Annotated in this window: 18 protein-coding genes; 11 read left to right on the top strand and 7 right to left on the bottom strand. The window is 49.6% G+C overall.

Annotation, left to right across the window (positions count from 1 at the left end):
* Positions 1 to 109: 109 nt before the first annotated feature.
* The 6 genes from FYJ65_RS02000 to argC form a co-directional block, all read right to left on the bottom strand.
* The gene (locus FYJ65_RS02000) at positions 110 to 766 is read right to left on the bottom strand and encodes an IS3 family transposase (RefSeq protein WP_154553676.1); all 657 of its coding nucleotides are present in this window, start codon (positions 764 to 766) and stop codon (positions 110 to 112) included.
* Positions 767 to 776: 10 nt separating this feature from the next.
* Positions 777 to 1,262, bottom strand: a complete 486-nt coding sequence (locus FYJ65_RS01995; RefSeq protein WP_235898163.1) for a transposase — start codon at positions 1,260 to 1,262, stop codon at positions 777 to 779.
* Positions 1,263 to 1,699: 437 nt separating this feature from the next.
* Positions 1,700 to 2,878 (bottom strand): acetylornithine/succinylornithine family transaminase, encoded by a 1,179-nt coding sequence (locus FYJ65_RS01990; protein WP_154553675.1) that lies wholly within the window; start codon positions 2,876 to 2,878, stop codon positions 1,700 to 1,702.
* Between the two features lie 48 nt (positions 2,879 to 2,926).
* Positions 2,927 to 3,175 carry a bifunctional ornithine acetyltransferase/N-acetylglutamate synthase gene (locus FYJ65_RS09610; protein WP_154553674.1) on the bottom strand — a complete coding sequence of 83 codons (249 nt, stop codon included), beginning with the start codon at positions 3,173 to 3,175 and terminating at the stop codon, positions 2,927 to 2,929.
* A 64-nt stretch (positions 3,176 to 3,239) separates the two neighbouring features.
* Entirely contained in the window at positions 3,240 to 3,470 is a 231-nt protein-coding gene (locus FYJ65_RS09605; protein ID WP_235898162.1) for a hypothetical protein, read from the bottom strand.
* The gene (gene argC, locus FYJ65_RS01975) at positions 3,470 to 4,402 is read right to left on the bottom strand and encodes an N-acetyl-gamma-glutamyl-phosphate reductase (RefSeq protein WP_154553673.1); all 933 of its coding nucleotides are present in this window, start codon (positions 4,400 to 4,402) and stop codon (positions 3,470 to 3,472) included. Before argC ends, FYJ65_RS09605 begins: the two co-directional genes overlap by 1 nt.
* 433 nt (positions 4,403 to 4,835) lie before the next feature.
* On the opposite strand from argC, the gene FYJ65_RS01970 reads away from it, so the two are divergent.
* From FYJ65_RS01970 to fba, 6 genes are all read left to right on the top strand, one after another.
* Entirely contained in the window at positions 4,836 to 6,350 is a 1,515-nt protein-coding gene (locus tag FYJ65_RS01970; protein WP_154553672.1) for a sodium/proline symporter, read from the top strand.
* A 220-nt stretch (positions 6,351 to 6,570) separates the two neighbouring features.
* Positions 6,571 to 7,086, top strand: a complete 516-nt coding sequence (locus FYJ65_RS01965) for a nitroreductase family protein (RefSeq protein WP_154553671.1) — start codon at positions 6,571 to 6,573, stop codon at positions 7,084 to 7,086.
* Between the two features lie 53 nt (positions 7,087 to 7,139).
* A complete protein-coding gene (locus FYJ65_RS01960; RefSeq protein ID WP_206157270.1) occupies positions 7,140 to 7,595 on the top strand; it encodes a C-GCAxxG-C-C family protein in 456 nt (151 codons plus the stop codon).
* 133 nt (positions 7,596 to 7,728) lie between these two features.
* Positions 7,729 to 8,877, top strand: a complete 1,149-nt coding sequence (locus FYJ65_RS01955) for a hypothetical protein (protein WP_154553669.1) — start codon at positions 7,729 to 7,731, stop codon at positions 8,875 to 8,877.
* A complete protein-coding gene (locus FYJ65_RS01950; RefSeq protein WP_154553668.1) occupies positions 8,819 to 10,039 on the top strand; it encodes a YncE family protein in 1,221 nt (406 codons plus the stop codon). Before FYJ65_RS01955 ends, FYJ65_RS01950 begins: the two co-directional genes overlap by 59 nt.
* Positions 10,040 to 10,134: 95 nt before the next feature.
* Positions 10,135 to 11,076, top strand: a complete 942-nt coding sequence (gene fba, locus FYJ65_RS01945; protein WP_154553667.1) for a class II fructose-1,6-bisphosphate aldolase — start codon at positions 10,135 to 10,137, stop codon at positions 11,074 to 11,076.
* 77 nt (positions 11,077 to 11,153) lie between these two features.
* Here the strand turns inward: fba and FYJ65_RS01940 are convergent, their stop codons facing one another.
* Positions 11,154 to 11,543, bottom strand: coding sequence for a thioesterase family protein (locus FYJ65_RS01940; RefSeq protein WP_154553666.1), 390 nt, complete (start codon positions 11,541 to 11,543; stop codon positions 11,154 to 11,156).
* Positions 11,544 to 11,716: 173 nt separating this feature from the next.
* Between FYJ65_RS01940 and FYJ65_RS01935 the strand changes: the two genes are divergently transcribed.
* The 5 genes from FYJ65_RS01935 to FYJ65_RS01915 all read left to right on the top strand — a co-directional run bounded on the left by FYJ65_RS01935 (position 11,717) and on the right by FYJ65_RS01915 (position 17,125).
* The gene (locus FYJ65_RS01935; RefSeq protein ID WP_154553665.1) at positions 11,717 to 13,126 is read left to right on the top strand and encodes an aminopeptidase; all 1,410 of its coding nucleotides are present in this window, start codon (positions 11,717 to 11,719) and stop codon (positions 13,124 to 13,126) included.
* A gap of 101 nt (positions 13,127 to 13,227) precedes the next feature.
* Complete coding sequence (locus FYJ65_RS01930) at positions 13,228 to 13,695, top strand: hypothetical protein (RefSeq protein ID WP_154553664.1); 468 nt, start codon at positions 13,228 to 13,230, stop codon at positions 13,693 to 13,695.
* A 216-nt stretch (positions 13,696 to 13,911) separates the two neighbouring features.
* On the top strand, positions 13,912 to 14,139 hold the full coding sequence (locus tag FYJ65_RS01925; RefSeq protein WP_154553663.1) for a helix-turn-helix domain-containing protein: 228 nt from the start codon (positions 13,912 to 13,914) through the stop codon (positions 14,137 to 14,139).
* A 109-nt stretch (positions 14,140 to 14,248) separates the two neighbouring features.
* Positions 14,249 to 15,508, top strand: a complete 1,260-nt coding sequence (locus FYJ65_RS01920; RefSeq protein WP_154553662.1) for a M20 family metallo-hydrolase — start codon at positions 14,249 to 14,251, stop codon at positions 15,506 to 15,508.
* A gap of 3 nt (positions 15,509 to 15,511) precedes the next feature.
* Positions 15,512 to 17,125 carry an ASKHA domain-containing protein gene (locus tag FYJ65_RS01915; RefSeq protein WP_154553661.1) on the top strand — a complete coding sequence of 538 codons (1,614 nt, stop codon included), beginning with the start codon at positions 15,512 to 15,514 and terminating at the stop codon, positions 17,123 to 17,125.
* The last annotated feature ends 5 nt before the right edge of the window (positions 17,126 to 17,130 follow it).

Genomic DNA, 17,130 nt, shown 5'->3' with positions numbered 1-17,130 from the left:
CCTTCCGTATTCGCCATATTTGTACGGTATTTTCGCTTTTTACTCTAATTTTAGCCCCCTACCAGAATTTACTTTTGCAAAGCGGAAAGTTTTTTGGCTGAACTGGAACTTACTTTTTCAATTCACCCTCCTGACGATAGTGTTGATGCTGATATTGCCATCCCTGATCCGAATGGAATATTAACCCTTCCAGTGAGTTAAATTTCTTAAAAGCTTTAGCTAACATATTGCTAACCTGGTTCAGGTTAGGACTCGTAGACAAGTCATATGAGATTACCTCATTGGTATACATGTCGAGTATTGGAGACAGATAGCACTTGCCCCACGAGAAATTAAACTGCGATACGTCAGTTGTCCATTTTTGAAGTGGTGCTGTTGCAGTGAAATCTCTATCTATTATGTTTGGAGCAATCTTACCAACTTCTCCTTTAAAAGAATGATACTTTTCTTTGGGTCTCTTACCACACAATCCCAGGCTGTGCATGATTCTTTGTACGCGTTTGTGATTAACGTTATGACCGAGATTCAAGAGTTCTTTGTGAACCCTTCTTACGCCATATCTTCCTTTATGATGATTGAAGATGCGTTTAATCTCTTCTGTTAACTCTTCATTACGCAAATCAACAGCATCAACTTTACTAAGTTCATAGTAGTAAGTTGATTTAGACATATTAAGACCTTTGAGAAGGTGCTTTAATTGGTATCCTTCTTCTCTGAGTTCCTTGATGATTGCTGCTTTTTCGCCTTGAGTTGCGCAGCTTCCCATCTTTCGTGCCTCAAGGCGATCTTTTTTTTACGACTTCAATCTCCGCTTTAATAGCTTCATTCTTAGCACGAAGTCTGATGAGTTCTTCTCGTTCAGACTCAGTGAGAGGTTTCGGTTCAATTGATTTCTTGCTCATACCTGGCTTGCTGCTCTTGCGACCTTTCTTTTTATCTACAAGACCATTGTAACCGAATTCTTTGTATTTGCGAACCCATGAGTATAGCAGTCCTGGGCTAATACCACTTTCCAAAGCAACTGCCGAGCGCGAATTGCCAGCTAATACCTTTGAAACAAGTTCTAATTTTTCCTCTGGAGTCCATATTTTGTTATTTGGATTATGCTTTAAAGTTTCCTCTCCTTGAGCAATGGCGATTCTGTCCCATTCTCGGATTTGATTTTTAAACCTTTTCGCAGTTACACCCTCTGGGGTTTCAGGCCAGACTCCTTGCCGATACAATTTAATACATTCTAATTTAAACTCATAACTATAGCGCATAAAAACACCCTCCCTCCTGGGTGTCCAGGAAAGAGGGTACATATCAATTGGGAAGACCTGCTTTTTTTCTATGAAGTTCTCGGACTTGGTGCACGAAAGTCCGGAAACCCTTGATTTTCCGTTGGCCTTGCACCAAGTCTGAGGCCGGATTCAGCGCCGTTTACGAAAAGACTTGGTGCACGAAAACCCGGAAGCCCTTGATTTTCCGTTGGCTTTGCACCAAGTCCGAGGCCCGATTCGGCGCCGTTTGCAAAAAGACTTGGTGCACGAAAGCCAGGAAACCATTGATTTTCCGTTGGCTTTGCACCAAGTCCAAGACCCGATTCAGCGCCGTTTGCAAAAAGACTTGGTGCACGAAAAACCGGAAACCCTGATTTTTCGTTGGCCTTGCACCAAGTCCGAAGCCCGATTCGGCGCCACCCGGCGCCCTTTAGGCGCTATTCCGCAAAAGCCCGGAGCAAAACCTTTAGGGCCTGCTTCAAATGTTCTTCCGTAACGGTGAGCGGCGGGAGCAGGCGCACCTTTTCCCCCGCAGGACCGGCGGTGATGCACAGGACACCGTTTTCCAGGCATTCATTGACGATGTCAGATGCTTTTTTGGAAGCCGGTGTGATGGCAATCATCAGGCCCAGACCTTCTACTGCCGCAACACCCGGAGCATCTCGGAACGCCTCGAAGACTATGGCGGATTTTCTTTTTACCGAATCCAGAAAACCATCGTTCAGCCGCTCCACGATGCTCAGTGCGCCGGCGCAGGCTACCGGGTTTCCGCCGAAGGTGGTGCCGTGAGTTCCCGGAACCAGGGCGTTTTTGGTTTTCTCATTGAACATGCAGATACCGATAGGGAGACCACCGCCGATGCCTTTAGCAGTGGTGACGATGTCCGGCCGGAGCCCAAGCTGCTCGTAGGAATAGAGGGTGCCGGTGCGGCCGTTGCCCGCTTGGACCTCGTCGCAGATGAGGAGGATATCCTTCTCGCGGCACAGTTTCGTCAGCGCATCGGCAAATTCCTGAGTCATCACGTTGACGCCGCCTTCTCCCTGAACGCATTCCACGATGATGGCCGCGGTGCGGTTTGCATCCACCAGGGATTCCACGCTTTCCGAATCATTGAACTCTGCGTATTTGAAACCCGGAACCAGCGGCTCGAAGCCTTCGTGGTAGTGCGGATTTCCGGTGGCGGAGAGGGCGCCGTAGCTCCGGCCGTGAAAACTGTTTTTCATGGAGATAATTTCATAGCAATCCGGCCCTTTATGCAGGTGCTGGTAACGGCGAGCGGCTTTCAGCGCGCATTCGTTGGCCTCGCCGCCGGAGTTAGTGAAGAACATGTTCGTCATGCCGGTGCGCCGGGCCAGAAGCTCGGCGAGTTTGACGCATGGTTCCGTGTAATAGAGATTGGAGGTGTGCTGAACTTTGTGGAGCTGCTCCTCCACCGCATTGATCCAGTCCGAATCGCAGAAACCGAAGGAGTTGGTGCCGTACCCCGACTCCAAATCGATGTACTTCTTGCCGTTCTCGTCGTAGGCGATGTCGTTGCTGCCCCAGGTGATAGTTACCGGAAAACGATTGTAAGTGCCGGTGATGTATTGATGGTCTAACTCTTTAATATCTTTCATATTAATAAACCCCTTTCTATATGAATTCTCTCCCAAAAACAATTTAGGCTATTTGCGATAGTTACCGTTCAGTTTGATGTAGTCGTAGGGGATATCGCAGCCCCAGCAGGTGGCGGAAGCATTTCCGTTATCGATGGTGATGCGAATTACAATTTCATCTTCTCCCAGAATTTCCGAGGCGTATTCTTCATCAATGTCCACGCCCACGCCGTTCCGGCATACCGTGATTTCGCCGACTTCCGATAAGAGATCGATTCGCACGTGTTCCGGATTAAAAGGAATATTGGAATATCCCATGGCACCATAATCCGTCCCCAGTTGACGTCGTTGGCGAAAACGGCGGTTTTGGTGAGGGTGGTTCCTATGTTGGGATGCACCATTCCGGAACCCTTGGAGATGCCGCCCAGCGTGACGGTGCGGCCTTGACGCGATTGGTGGTATACAGACCGGCACTGACGCAGTCTGTATTTCGGTCGCTGAGAATAATGGCCAGATCGTTTTTCTTTTTATTCGGACGAACGCCGCAGTGGGTCGCTCCGGCGGTAAAGCCGGTGGGGGCACAAATTCCTCCCGAAATGTATTTCAATTTCATTATCGCTCACCTCCCAGCACCAGCCCGGTAGTTTCCGGAGCGCCCATCATAAGATTCAGATTCTGAATGGCGGAACCGGAAGCACCTTTTCCCAAGTTATCGAAACGAGCCACCAGCAGCATGCGGTCCGGATTCCCGTAAAGTGACAACTCCATGTCATCCCGTCCGCTCATGGTGTTGGCAGAAACAAAGCCGTTTTCATCTGCATCTTCCTTATAATACACCAGCGGACCGGTGTAGAATTCCCGGTACGCATTCCGGATGTCCTCCATGGTGCCGTGAATGTCAGACCCGAAGAGGGGGATGATGGTTTCCATTCCGCAGGAATAGTCAGATACAATCGGGCAGAAAATCGGGGCGCACTCTAAACCGTTCAGGGCAGTGATTTCCGGGAGGTGCTTGTGCTGTTGAGACAAGCCGTACATCCGCGGAGCATCCATCAGTTCATCTCGGCAGTCGCTTTCGTATTCGCCAATCATCTTTTTACCGCCGCCGGAATAGCCGGTGATGCTGAAACATTGAAGCTTTTGCGCCGGAGAGAGAATCCCGTTTCGAATCAGCGGATAGATTAAGGCATTGACGCCGCTGGCATGACAGCCCGGATTGGCCACCAGGGGTGCCGCTTCGATGGTTTCGGTACCGCTGATTTCCGGAAAACCGTAGACCCATCCTTCCGCCGTGCGGTGGGCGGTGGAGGCATCGATTACGCGGGTGTGACAGGCTTCAGCCTTGGGCGCCGCTTCTTTGGCGGCGGCATCCGGCAGGCACATAAAAACAAAATCCGCTTCTTCATAGGCCCTTCGCCGTGCGGATTCGCTGTGGCGTTCTTCGTAGGGAATCGAAATCAGTTCCAAATCTGTTCGGCTCTGCAGCCGCTGATGAATTCGCAGTCCGGTGGTTCCGTAACTGCCGTCGATAAATACTTTTGTCATCTCTAGTATACCTTCCTTTATAAATCCTCATGCAGGGAACAGCATCATCCCGGATTGTGTTCCGCATTATGATAAAGTGCGCAAAAAAACGAGTAAATAAAAATACAGAAATATAAATAAATATGCAACTATTATCTCTCTTTTGTGGAAATAAGTCAAGGGGGAAAAGCGTCGAAATACTTGAATTTAAAGGAATATAGAGTATATTTTAAAGAACAATCAAATAAAAAAATACAATGTTAAGAAAGTTACAAACATTCATGGATACAATGCCTGCAATGCGGAAACTGCATGTGAACCAAAAAGGGCTTGTATACCCGTTCAAAGTGACTATAATAATTATTAAGGATATGGTCACTATGAAAAAGGTAGAAGATCACAGTGGGACATGCTTCTATAAAATTTTCTTCTACAATTGAAAGAGAGGATTGTCATGAATTGGGAATTAATCACATTCGTAGGATACTTCGTGATTCTAATGGGCGTCGCGTTGATATTCTACTTTAACGGAGCAAACAAGGACCAGGAGGACTTCTTCCTGGGTGGCAGAGAGATGGGACCGTGGGTAACGGCACTCTCGGCGCAGGCTTCTGATATGTCTGCGTGGTTGTTGATGGGCCTGCCGGGTTCCATTCTGGCATTTGGTTTCGGTCAGATGTGGATTGGAATCGGTTTGGCACTGGGAACTGCAGCGAACTGGATATTCTGTGCGAAGAGATTGAGAACATTCTCCTTAGCAGCAGGTGATGCCATCACATTGCCGCAGTATTTGTCCAACCGTTTCGCTACTTCATCGAAAACACTGCAGGTGATTTGTGCGGTAATCTTCCTGGTATGCTATACCATCTACGTTGCATCGGCATATGTAGCCGGCACATCCGTATTCGAGATGCTGTTCCCGGGCGTCAGTGCAAAGGTGACGATGACGATTTTCGCATTGGTTATCGTGTTCTACACCTTCTTCGGCGGATTTAAAGCCGTATGCTGGACGGACTTCTTCCAGGGACTTCTGATGATGGCCGCATTAATGGCTGTTCCGATTGTAATTGTGGCAACGAAGCAGAATCTGGATACCAGCCTTCTGAACAACGTGTATGAATACAAGGATGCATCCGGAGAGATGGTCACCTGCGTATTCGGTACCGGCTTATTTGATGCAAGCTGGAAGGACATTATTTCCGGACTGGGCTGGGGACTTGGATACTTTGGTATGCCGCACGTACTGGTACGGTTCATGTCCATTGAGAAGCCTTCGATGATTAAGAAATCGTCCATCGTTGCAATTATTTGGGTTCTGATTTCTCTGGGATCCGCCGTACTGATTGCATACTTCGGCAGAATGCTGATTGCAGATGAGCTGCTTCCTATCGGAGCACAGAAGACGGTATTCATGGTAATGGCTCGGAAGTACTTCCCGGCAGCAATTTCCGGTCTGCTTCTGGCAGCGATTATCGCCGCATCCATTTCTACCGCAGACTCTCAGCTTCTGGTCGCATCCAGTTCCTTCACATCCGACTTGTATAAGCCGCTGATTCGGAAGGACGCGACAGAAAAAGAAACCCTGATGGTTGGAAGAATCGTCGTTGTTGTTATCGCAGTTATCGCATTCTTGATTGCAAGCTCGAAGGGATCCGGAGCACAGGCAATTATGAACTTAGTTGAAAATGCCTGGGGTGCATTTGGATCGGCATTTGGACCGACCATCCTGCTGTCCCTGTTCTGGAGAAACTTTAACTACAAGGGCGCCATCGCCGGCGTTATTTCCGGATTCGTTGTAGATATCGGCTGGCTGTTACTCCTGCACTCTACCGGCGTATACGAAATCGTACCGGGATTCATTGCAAGTGCAGTCATCGCCGTAATCGTTGCAAAGGCAACCGGCGAACCGGATGAGGATGTCAAGACTATTTTCGATAGTGCAATCGAAGGTATCAGATTAGACAAGTGATGTCCCAATCCTTGAGGGAAGGAGGCTTTCGCACAGCCAGTGCGGAAGCCTCGCTTCCTTTTTTTTGCGCTCTCATGTACGGAAAATGATTCTTGAAAAAAACAGAAAAAAGAAAATTAAGATATTCTTTTTTCTCACGAATAGTGTACAATCAAGGTGTAAAACACAAATTTCAAAATACTTGTATGGAGATTATTAAAGAAATTTTGGGAGGAGCGTCATGGGAGTATTAAAAGTAATTAAGAATCGTTTCTCGGTTCGGAAATTTAAAGATCAGCCGATTGAGCCGGAGAAGCTGGAACGCATTCTGGAAGCGGCAAAAGCAGCACCGACGGCAAAGAATCTTCAGCCGCAGCGTATTTTTGTCTGCAAGAGCAAGGCGGCACTGGCCGCTATCGATTCTGCAACCAAGTGCAGATACGGCGCACCGACCGTTTTGGCGGTATGCTACGATCAGAACGAAGTGTGGCACAATCCGTTTGATCCGACCATCGATTCGGGAGAAATCGATGCTTCCATCGTTGCAGATGAAATGATTCTGGCGGCGTGGGATGAGGGCATCGCATCCTGCTGGGTGGCACATTTTAATCCGAAGAAAATCAACAGCGGATTGAAAATTCAGGAACACATTCGTCCGGTGGTATTGATTCCAATCGGTTATGCGGAAGATGGCGTGGAACCGGCTTTGAGACATACGGAATCCAAGGATCTGGACGAAATCGTTCACGAGCTGTAGAGAAGGTAAGGATGCAGAATTTCGTTTTCTGTTGTTTGAAAAAGGAGGATATTATGGTTTCGGAAATAAAGATGGATGAGTTGAGAGAGAAGGCTGTAGGAGCATTTACCGGAGGCTACATGTGTTCGGAGACGTTGGTGTACATTCTGAACAAGTACTATGACCTGGGCATTTCGGAAGAAGCCATCGCCATGAGCACCGGCTTCCCGTTCGGATTCGGGGATGGGGGAAATGTATGCGGTGCTGTTGCAGGGGCCACCATGTGTCTGGGAAAAGTATTCGGCCGGACCGTTCCGGGAGATCCGAAGTTTCAGAAATGTTGCAGCCTGGTTCGGGAATTGAACGATGATGTCATCGAAAAATACGAAACCACCATCTGTCCAACCTTGATTCAGGATTACAATTTCAAGGACCCGGAGCGGAAAAAGCACTGCATTGGCATCGTCCTCGCAGTAGTGGATTCCTTCGCCAAGATTATGGAACGGGAATGCGGCGTGAAAAGAGTGTAGCATACGAAGTCAACCAATAAATTTTATCAGGAAAAGGCATCGACAAACCCTGTCGGTGCCTTTGCTATTGCGGAGATTCCGCACTGTGGTATAATTAAAAGATATTTTTATGAGTTTTAGAAAGGAGTGAACCGTGGCGACATTGAAAAAGAAATTGCATAGCCTCAAATCGAAAATCACCGCCGAAGTTCGCTCTTTATCTCGCCGGCAACGGCGCCTGTTGCTTCTGGATGTATTGTTGATCGGCCTGGTGGCAGCCTCCTACATTCTTTTCTTCGTTCCCCGAGACGGAGCGGCCATGTTTCAGATGGCCGCCCAGCGCTCCCGGCGAATTACATCTTGCGTGCAGGACATGTCCCTAAAGACCGAGCTGGAGATTTCATCCGGGGATATTGCCTTCTCACAAAAAAAGAAATCCGCCGCGGAGAAATGCCCCGTTCATATTCGCGTTGAAATGAAGCAAGGGGAGGGCGGGGCGAAAATAAACCGAACCACCAAGGTGACCCTGAACGGAAAAACATCTTTCTTCAAGACGCTGAGCTATTACGATGCGGAACAGAAAATTTTGTTTTCTCGGAAGCGTTCCGAGTGGAGCCGGAAGGAGAATCAAGCAAACGAAGTGCCGGACGTTCAAACCATTCTGAAGCTAAATGAAGACGCTTTGCAGAACAGCGCTTTTGCAAAGACCGACCGGGGCTACGAGGTACGGATACCGGCAGAACAAGTGGGGGTGAGCCCCATTGCTCCGCTGCTGAGAGATGATGAGAACACCGAAATTGCCGGAGGAGAGTTCTGCTTCGTGTTCGGCAAATTCTCCCATCGGTTGATGCAAATTGAGGGGGACAACGTAACGATTCGGCGTAACGGCAAAAAAAACGAAACCTGCACCATCCGTATAAAGTTCACCGATTATAATAAACCGGAACCTGCGGACTGGAAGGTTCCGGAAAAAATCCGCAAGAGCGCGGAAGCACCGGCGAAGGATGCGAAGAAAGGGAAATCCTATCTGCTGTCCCAGACGGAACTGAAGAAAGAAGAGCGGGATTGTTATGTGGTAGGAGAAGATTTTCCTGCCGGAAAATATATCACCGGAAAGCGGACCGGGGAGGGCATCATTACCTGCCTCCGCCATTCCGATGCCAAAGTGCGCTTTGAATATCACTGCGGATACGGCTACTATGCGGTAGATAATTACAAGAGAGGAAGGGAGGTGACTCTGGAGAATGGAGATCGGATTATGTTATCCGGAAAGAAACTGGCCGTCCGGTTCCGGAAAAAATAGAAAAACGCATCGCCGGAAACTTCGGGGTGCCGTCATCGTTTTTTTGGGAATGATGCTCCTGCTCTCCGGCCGTAAGGCCTATGGCGCCGAAGTGATTCATCAGAGCGGGATGGCGCTTCAGCCCTACGACACCTCGATATACGACACGGTAAATAACGCCAACGAAACCATGACCGACTACGGGCACGCCTATACCAACAGTCAAGAGCTGAATTCCGTTTCCGGGCCGTCCATGCAGTTCCGGTCTCTGCTGTACACGGAGATTCCGAACCCTCAGAGCATCGCCGTTTCACCGGACGGGAAGACCGCTTGGGTGATGTCTTCCTATAAGAGCGGGAGCGACAATTCCAGGACCGGGCGGATTTACCGCATTGATCTGTCTCGCTTCTGGAAAAAGAAGGCCGCCGGGTCCAAGGATACCGGGGCGATAAAAGCAGGACCGGAGATTGTCACCGGTCACGGACAGACGCTGGCTTATAATCCAAAAAGCCATGAGCTTTGGTACGTGCGGGAAACAAAGGTGCTCAACACCACGCTGGTGCGGGTGAATCCCAAAACCATGGAGGTGGAGAAGGAAATTCATTTCCGCTTTGGCTCCACCATCGTCTTTCCGCCGACCTTTACCTTTGATAAGGATGGGAATTGCTGGACCTATACCCGAAGCACCGGCAGCAACTGGGTGTCAGCGGGAACCATCCGGTTCTACAAGGGTCGGATTCAGGGGAATCGCGTGACATTCCGCATGATTAACCAGGGACTTCGGTATCCGCCGGGAAACCTCTGCCAGACCTTTGGCTACAACCCGGTGAATGATCGCCTGTACGTGGTGGCGGACGGGGAAATGCTCACGGTACCGGCGGGTAAGCTGAGCCGGCAACGGGTGACGCCATCGGATGTGCAGTGCATCAAATTCGGCGGATGCCGAGAATTCGAAGGACTTGCTTTTACGGAAACCGGCTGCGCATATTTTGCGACCAACAAGCCGTCGGAAATCATGCGGGACCGGGTCAGCTACAACAAGGCGCTGAAGCTGGAGGCCAAATATAAGCGGGCGAAGAAGAATTATGCCCGAGACCGAAAGGCAATGAAGAAAGAGAAAGAAGAGCAGGCTCAGAACATTACCATGGAAAAAATCGGAAAACAACTAGAGGATGGTTTCTAATGAGTGTTTATTTCTGAGATTTTGTGTTATAATGTCGGAAGCATGAAATGTTATTTTCACATAATTAACCAATAGGTTGAATGGGAGGTATTAATATGGCACTTGTTACGACCACTGAAATGTTCCGAAAGGCGTATGACGGTGGATATGCAATTGGCGCGTTTAATGTAAATAATATGGAGATTGTTCAGGCAATTACAGAAGCCTGCAAGAAGGAGAATTCTCCGGTAATTCTGCAGGTATCCAGAGGCGCAAGAACTTACGCAAATCACACATACCTGATGAAGCTGGTGGAGGCGGCAGTGAAAGAATGCCCGGACATTCCAATCGCACTTCACCTGGATCACGGTCCGGATTTCGAGACCTGCAAATCCTGCATCGACGGCGGATTCACCTCCGTAATGATCGATGCTTCTTCGAAGCCTTTTGAAGAGAACATCGCGATTACGAAAGAGATAGTAGACTACGCTCATAAATACGGCGTTGTGGTAGAAGCGGAACTGGGAACTTTGGCCGGAATTGAAGACGAAGTGAAAGTATCTGCAGAAGAATCATCTTATACCCGTCCGGAAGAGGTGGAGGAATTCGTCACCCGTACCGGATGTGATTCTTTGGCGATTGCCATCGGCACCAGCCACGGCGCATACAAGTTCAAGCCGGGTACGAACCCGCAGCTGCGTTTCGACGTGCTTCACGAATGTGAAAAGAAACTGCCGGGATTCCCAATCGTTCTTCACGGTGCATCCTCCGTACCGCAGGAATACGTACAGATGATTAACGAATACGGCGGAAACATGCCGGGTGCACTGGGTGTACCGGAAGACCAGCTGAGAGAGGCAGCTCGCTCCGCAGTGTGCAAGATTAATATCGATTCCGACATTCGTCTGGCGATGACCGGAACCGTTCGGAAATATCTGACCGAGAATCCGGCGGACTTCGATCCGAGAAAGTACTTGAAGGCGGGAAGAGATGCTATCGAGGCAATGGTTCGTCATAAGATTGTTGACGTTCTGGGTTCTTCCGGCAAAGCGGAATAGAAAGTGAACCTCTTCAGACAGAAAAATATGAATTCAAAAAGCTGCAGGCACCCGATGCACTGCAGCTTTTTCCTTGCTTATTTCTCCAATTTCTGTCGGCACTTCGCAAAGAATTTCTCGTTATCGATGACGAAACGTTCGTGAATTCCTTCTCCGATTACTTCTTTTTCGTCCTTTGCCTTTACGGTGAAGACGATGCGGCGGCGATCCACCTCCGTAACTTCAGCAGTGCAGGTGACTTCCATGCCCACCGGCGTGGCCGCCAAGTGGCGCACGTCAATTCGTGTTCCCACGGTTCCCTGACCGTCTTCCAGAAGGTTCTGCACCGCCTCTTGTGCGGTTCCTTCCATCAGCGCAATCATGGATGGGGTGGCCAGCACCTCCAGCGCACCGCTTCCCATCGCTGCAGCGGTCATCTCCGGGGTGACCGTAATCTTTTTCTTGCAAGTAAGTCCCGTTTGAATCATAATTTACCTCGTGTTTCTGAAATGTTTAAGTTTAATTTATAGTTTGGTTTCTATAATTATGACACCGAACACGTGAGAACGCAATCTTGACATTCGCACACATGAGTGTTATCGTAAAATTCATGTGTATAATGCGAATTGAAGATTCATATTATAGAAAGGTTTATGTGTATATGCAAAAAGAAGTTTTATGGAATCAATATTCTCCGGAACAGGAGAAGGAAATGGCTTCGGTGTGCAGTCGGTATATGACCTGCTTGGATGAAGGAAAGACGGAACGGGAGAGTGCTCGCTTGACTGTTTCCATGGCGGAAGAACAGGGATACCGAAATCTCCGGGATTTGGTGCAGAAGGGAGAGCCTCTGACCGCCGGGGACAAGGTGTACTATATGTACAACGAAAAGCTGATTGTTCTGTATCATATCGGCAAGGAGCCCTTGGAAGCCGGAATGAACATTCTGGGGGCGCACATCGATTCACCGAGAATGGATGTAAAGCAGAATCCGCTGTATGAGAACGGTGGATTCGCTTATCTGGACACCCATTATTACGGCGGCATCAAGAAGTATCAGTGGGTGACGCTTCCGCTGGCAATTCACGGAGTTGTGGTTCGGAAGGACGGCAGCCGGGTGAATATTTCCGTAGGAGAGAAGGATACGGATCCCGTATTTACCGTTTCAGATCTGCTGATTCACCTGTCTCGGGAGCAGTTGACGAAAACCGCCTCGAAGGTTGTGGAGGGGGAATCTCTGGATATTCTGGTTGGAAGCATCCCGCAGGGTGAAACGGACAGCGAAGAGGAGAAGAAAGAGAAGAAGGACACCATCACCGCAAATATCTGCCGAATTCTGGAAGAAGAGTACGGTTTTGAAGAAGAAGATTTCATTTCTGCGGAACTGGAAGTGGTGCCGGCGGGCAAAACCAGAGAGCTGGGCTTTGATCGGAGCATGATTATCGGTTACGGTCAGGATGATCGAATCTGTGCGTTCACATCTCTGATGGCGTTCCTGGATGAAGATGAGACACCGAAACGCACATCCTGCTGTATTTTGGTAGATAAAGAAGAAATCGGTAGCGTCGGTGCCAGCGGCATGCATTCCCGAATCTTTGAGAATACGACGGCAGAGGTTCTTCATCTGTTGGGACATACGGACAGCATCTCTCTTCGCCGGACGCTTCAGAACTCCAAGATGCTTTCCTCCGATGTGAGTGCTGCGTACGACCCGCTGTATGCCTCCGTGTTTGAAACAAAGAATGCGGCGTACATGGGGAAGGGACCGGTATTCAACAAATTCACCGGATCCGGCGGAAAGGGAAATTCCAGCGATGCCAACCCGGAATACATTGCAGAAATTCGCCGGGTGCTGGGGGATTCGAACGTTCAATTCCAGACGGCGGAGATGGGCAAGGTGGATGCCGGCGGCGGCGGAACCATCGCCTATATCATGGCTAACTACGGCATGGAAGTCATCGACTGCGGGGTTGCTATCCTGTGCATGCACTCACCGTGGGAGGTTTCCAGCAAAGTGGACGTCTATGAGACCTACCGCTGCTACAGAGCGTTCCTGACCCATATGGAATAATCGAAAACGCTCGCCCATCATTCACGAAATATCGGCCTAATCGGCGGTATTGATATAATTAGTTGTATTTTTTTATGAAAATAGAAAGAGGACTGAATTCAATGGAAAAGAAACTGCTTAAGAAATCCAAATTTGCTGTTACGTTGTATGTAATCTCCGGACTGCTGACGCTGTACACCGTTTACATGCTGTACAGCACGATTACCTACCTGACCAACTACTTCTCCCAGTACGGCACATCCTTTATGTCCAACTTTGGAACCGCCATCGGTTATATCCTGACCCAGTGCCTGGTATATCTGGTCTATGCGATTCTGGTGTTTGCGGCAGCAAAGATTTACAATGAAGTGAGAAAAGCGAATCCGGACAACTACCTTTCTGAGGCGGAGTCTAAGGCTATCCTGAGAGCAAAGGAAGCGAAGAAGATTGCGAAGGCGGAGAAGAAGGCTGCAAAAGCAAGTGTAGAGGAAGCGAAGGTAACCGAAGAAAAAGCAGAAGCAGCGGAAGAGGCAGAAGTGAAAGAAGAGACCGCCTCGGAAGAGGAATTGGAAGAAGAGTGCGAAAAATAATTAATTGTTTTTCGGAATACAATTCAAGACAAAAAAATAAGAATGAAAAAGCGGTTGAAAACATTCGCCGCTTTTTTCTTTTGCTTTAAAGGGAAAAGCGACGGCTTAAAATTTTTATATCCCCAAAATTTTAAAAATTTAAGGAATTAACATTTGATTTTTAAAATGGGGGGGGGTATAATATGAATGAAGTTATTTGATAATGGGGGTGTAACTATGGGGAATTTACCACATATCAATGTCGATGCTACAGGGAAGCAGTTAAAGCGGATTCGAAAAGAGCACAACTTTTCGGTTCAGGATATTCAGCGTCAGATTGGGTTGATTTCGGCTCAGGCGATATACAAATGGGAGCGGGGTCTGGCACTGCCTTCGCTGGACAATATCGTAATCCTGGCGAAATTGTACAAAGTCACTCTAGATGACTTGTTGGTAATCGAATAGTTAATTCAACGGTTGAGGAATCGGATTCTTTCGGGAATCCGATTTTCATTTTTTGATAAATACTGGTATAATGGTGTGTAAAAATATTGAGACAAGATAGGTTAGAAAAATGGAAAACAATTACGAAGAACATCGGACGCGCACGAATCGAATTCAGAAGGACATTGACACCCTTGGCTCTTACAGCAGCGTGAAGACCATCGGATGTACCCGCTACACCTACACAAAGGAATTTGCGCAGGCGCGGGATTACATCAAGCGGGAAATGGAGCAGGCCGGTCTGCAAGTTCGGGAAGATGCCGTTGGCACGGTAATCGGACGGTTGGAAGGAACGAATCCGGAACTTCCGATTATTATGACGGGCAGCCACTTCGATACGGTAAAAACAGGCGGTCGTTATGACGGCGCGGCCGGCGTGGTTGCGGCACTGGAAGTAGCGAGAACGATGCATGACGAGGGTTTCCGTCCGAAGAGAAGCATTGAGTTCGTCGCTCTTCCGGAGGAAGAAGGCGGCCGTTTCGGTTCCGGATTGATGGCCAGCAGAGCCATGTGCGGAAAATTATATCCGGATGAATTGGAACATCGGGATGAGAATGGCGTAACCCTGGCAGAAGCGATGAAGGAATACGGATTGGATCCGAATGCGATTGAAACGGCACAGAGAAAGCCGGAAGAGATCGGAGCGTTCCTGGAACTTCATATCGAACAGGGACCGATTCTGGAGAAAGAAGATGTAAAGGTGGGCATCGTGGAATCCATCGTCGGATTCCGATGCTTTGAGGTGCATGTACACGGACGTTCGGATCATGCCGGAAATACCCCGATGAACATGCGGGCGGACGCATTCCTGGCCGTGGCAAGAGCCGTAACGGCGGCAACGGCGAAGGCAGAAGAAATCGGTGAGAACACCGTGTTCACCTGCGGCGAAGTTCACGTAGCGCCGGGTGCGTTTAACATCGTGGCGGAAGATGCTTGGATTAAAGTAGACTGCCGAAGCCGGAAGATTTCCAATGTGGATCGGGTACTGAAGGTGTTCTGGGAATCCATGGACAAGAGCGTACGGGACTCTGAGGGTCTGTCCTATACGAAGGAACAGAAGGTCCATGCCAACCAGGTGGAGATGGACGAAGAAATTCGGGAGATGATTGAAGAGAACGCCCACAAAGCCGGCATCCGGACATGGCACCTCCTTTCGGGTGCGGGACACGATGCCATGGTAATGGCCTCCATCGCACGAACCGCCATGATTTTCGTACCGAGCAAGGATGGCAGAAGCCATGTGCCGGAAGAATGGACGGATTGCGAAGACCTGCAGAAAGGTACGGAAACCCTGTACCGCACAATGCGCGAGATGGCGGAAAAGGAATAGAACATGCCTTTCGTAAAAGTAAACGGCACCCACACCTTAGAGTGCGCTTCCGGCTTGAACCTTATGACACTGCTGGTGCGCAGCGGGTACGAGCTGAACAACGCCTGTGGCGGGAGAGGGGTGTGCGGTAAGTGCAAGGTTCGGATTCCGAACACTTCGGAGTCCGAATTCTCGAAAACGGAGAAGATGTTTCTGACACCGGAAGAGCAGCGGCAGGGAATTCGCTTGGCCTGCATGGTGCGAGTCCGGCAAGATCTGGAGGTGGAAACCCTCTCTCGAGAAAAGGAATATGCCGTTCTGGCAGAGGGGCATCTTCCGGAATGGGCAACGGAACAATCGAAAGACCCCGCGAAATCCGGCGAATACGGCATTGCGGCGGACGTCGGCACCACCACGGTGGTGTGCCGTCTGATTCATCTGGAAACGGGGAAAACGGCAGACACGGCGGCATCCGTAAACGATCAGAAGAAGTTCGGTTTGGACGTACTGAGCCGAATCAGCTATGAGCAGGATCATCCGGAATTCGGCCGGAAAGAACTGCAGGACGCTATCGTGGGAAATCTGAATCGTCTGATTGAGGAAATGTGCCGGCGACAGGAGCTTTCCCCGGAAAGCATTCGACGAATTGCAATCAGCGGGAACTGCACCATGGTGCACATGCTTCTGGGTGCGGATGCAGTGCCCCTTGGCAAAGCCCCGTTTCTTCCTGTATTAAAGGGAGCGCAAAGATGCTTCGCCGGAGAGATCGGTTTGGAGCCGGAAGGAGCGGAGATGTATTGCATTCCGGCGGTATCCGCCTATATTGGCGGGGATATCGTCGCCGGTGCGTACATATGCGGGCTGAAGAAACTTCCCGGTAACGTGCTCTTTGTGGATATCGGAACCAACGGCGAAATTGTTTTGGCTCAAGACGGCGAAATGAACTCCTGCTCCTGTGCTGCCGGGCCTGCCCTGGAGGGAATGAACATCCAACAGGGGATGAGAGGCGAGACCGGAGCCATTGAAGATGTGGAAATACGGCCGGATGGAATTCACTTGAAGGTCATTGGAGGAGGCCCGGCGGAGGGAATCTGCGGAAGCGGCATCCTCGCCGGGATTAATGAACTCCTTCGATGCGGTGTTCTCCGAAAAAGCGGTGCCTTTGTGCATCCGGACCGGCTGCCGGAGGGGGACGAACGAAAAAAATATCTGCAAGTGAATCCGGAGGACGGTACGCGCAGCGTGCGCCTTCAAGAGAACCCGGTCCCCGTGAACATTACCCAGAAGGATATTCGCCAGGTGCAGCTGGCAAAGGGGGCGATTCGCTCCGGCATCGAAATCCTTCTGGAGAACAACGGACTGGATCCTTCGATGCTGGATGAGGTGATGATTGCGGGACAATTCGGATCCCATCTGCCGCAGGAAGACCTTACCGGAGTGGGCATCCTTCCGGAGGAAGTGCGGGAACGAATTCACTACGTGGGAAATACCGCCCTCACCGGTGCCGTGGCGGCCCTTCTTTCCGAAGGTGTTCGGAGAGAGATGGAGGCATTAGCCAAAGAAATCGGGTATACGGAATTGGGAGAAACTCCGGAATATGAGTATCGACTGGCGGAATGGCTGGAGTTTCCGAAATGAAGACT

Origin of the sequence: Mogibacterium kristiansenii, assembly GCF_009695905.1 — a bacterium.
GTDB classification, from domain to species: Bacteria; Bacillota; Clostridia; order Peptostreptococcales; family Anaerovoracaceae; genus Mogibacterium_A; species Mogibacterium_A kristiansenii.
Note: the sequence above shows the minus strand (reverse complement) of the source record. Positions and strands in the feature narration are given on the sequence as shown.

What these genes read in the sequence shown, in the direction of transcription:
- argC (WP_154553673.1), bottom strand. Translation starts at nt 4,402, where the DNA reads ATGACAAAAGTATTTATCGACGGCAGTTACGGAACCACCGGACTGCGA.
- FYJ65_RS09605 (WP_235898162.1), bottom strand. Translation starts at nt 3,470, where the DNA reads ATGAAATTGAAATACATTTCGGGAGGAATTTGTGCCCCCACCGGCTTT.
- FYJ65_RS01960 (WP_206157270.1), top strand. Translation starts at nt 7,140, where the DNA reads ATGGTTTCGGAAATAAAGATGGATGAGTTGAGAGAGAAGGCTGTAGGA.
- FYJ65_RS01990 (WP_154553675.1), bottom strand. Translation starts at nt 2,878, where the DNA reads ATGAAAGATATTAAAGAGTTAGACCATCAATACATCACCGGCACTTAC.
- FYJ65_RS01970 (WP_154553672.1), top strand. Translation starts at nt 4,836, where the DNA reads ATGAATTGGGAATTAATCACATTCGTAGGATACTTCGTGATTCTAATG.
- FYJ65_RS02000 (WP_154553676.1), bottom strand. Translation starts at nt 766, where the DNA reads ATGGGAAGCTGCGCAACTCAAGGCGAAAAAGCAGCAATCATCAAGGAA.
- FYJ65_RS01930 (WP_154553664.1), top strand. Translation starts at nt 13,228, where the DNA reads ATGGAAAAGAAACTGCTTAAGAAATCCAAATTTGCTGTTACGTTGTAT.
- FYJ65_RS01920 (WP_154553662.1), top strand. Translation starts at nt 14,249, where the DNA reads ATGGAAAACAATTACGAAGAACATCGGACGCGCACGAATCGAATTCAG.
- FYJ65_RS01925 (WP_154553663.1), top strand. Translation starts at nt 13,912, where the DNA reads ATGGGGAATTTACCACATATCAATGTCGATGCTACAGGGAAGCAGTTA.
- FYJ65_RS09610 (WP_154553674.1), bottom strand. Translation starts at nt 3,175, where the DNA reads ATGGGATATTCCAATATTCCTTTTAATCCGGAACACGTGCGAATCGAT.
- FYJ65_RS01935 (WP_154553665.1), top strand. Translation starts at nt 11,717, where the DNA reads ATGCAAAAAGAAGTTTTATGGAATCAATATTCTCCGGAACAGGAGAAG.
- FYJ65_RS01950 (WP_154553668.1), top strand. Translation starts at nt 8,819, where the DNA reads ATGGAGATCGGATTATGTTATCCGGAAAGAAACTGGCCGTCCGGTTCC.
- FYJ65_RS01965 (WP_154553671.1), top strand. Translation starts at nt 6,571, where the DNA reads ATGGGAGTATTAAAAGTAATTAAGAATCGTTTCTCGGTTCGGAAATTT.
- FYJ65_RS01915 (WP_154553661.1), top strand. Translation starts at nt 15,512, where the DNA reads ATGCCTTTCGTAAAAGTAAACGGCACCCACACCTTAGAGTGCGCTTCC.
- fba (WP_154553667.1), top strand. Translation starts at nt 10,135, where the DNA reads ATGGCACTTGTTACGACCACTGAAATGTTCCGAAAGGCGTATGACGGT.
- FYJ65_RS01940 (WP_154553666.1), bottom strand. Translation starts at nt 11,543, where the DNA reads ATGATTCAAACGGGACTTACTTGCAAGAAAAAGATTACGGTCACCCCG.
- FYJ65_RS01995 (WP_235898163.1), bottom strand. Translation starts at nt 1,262, where the DNA reads ATGCGCTATAGTTATGAGTTTAAATTAGAATGTATTAAATTGTATCGG.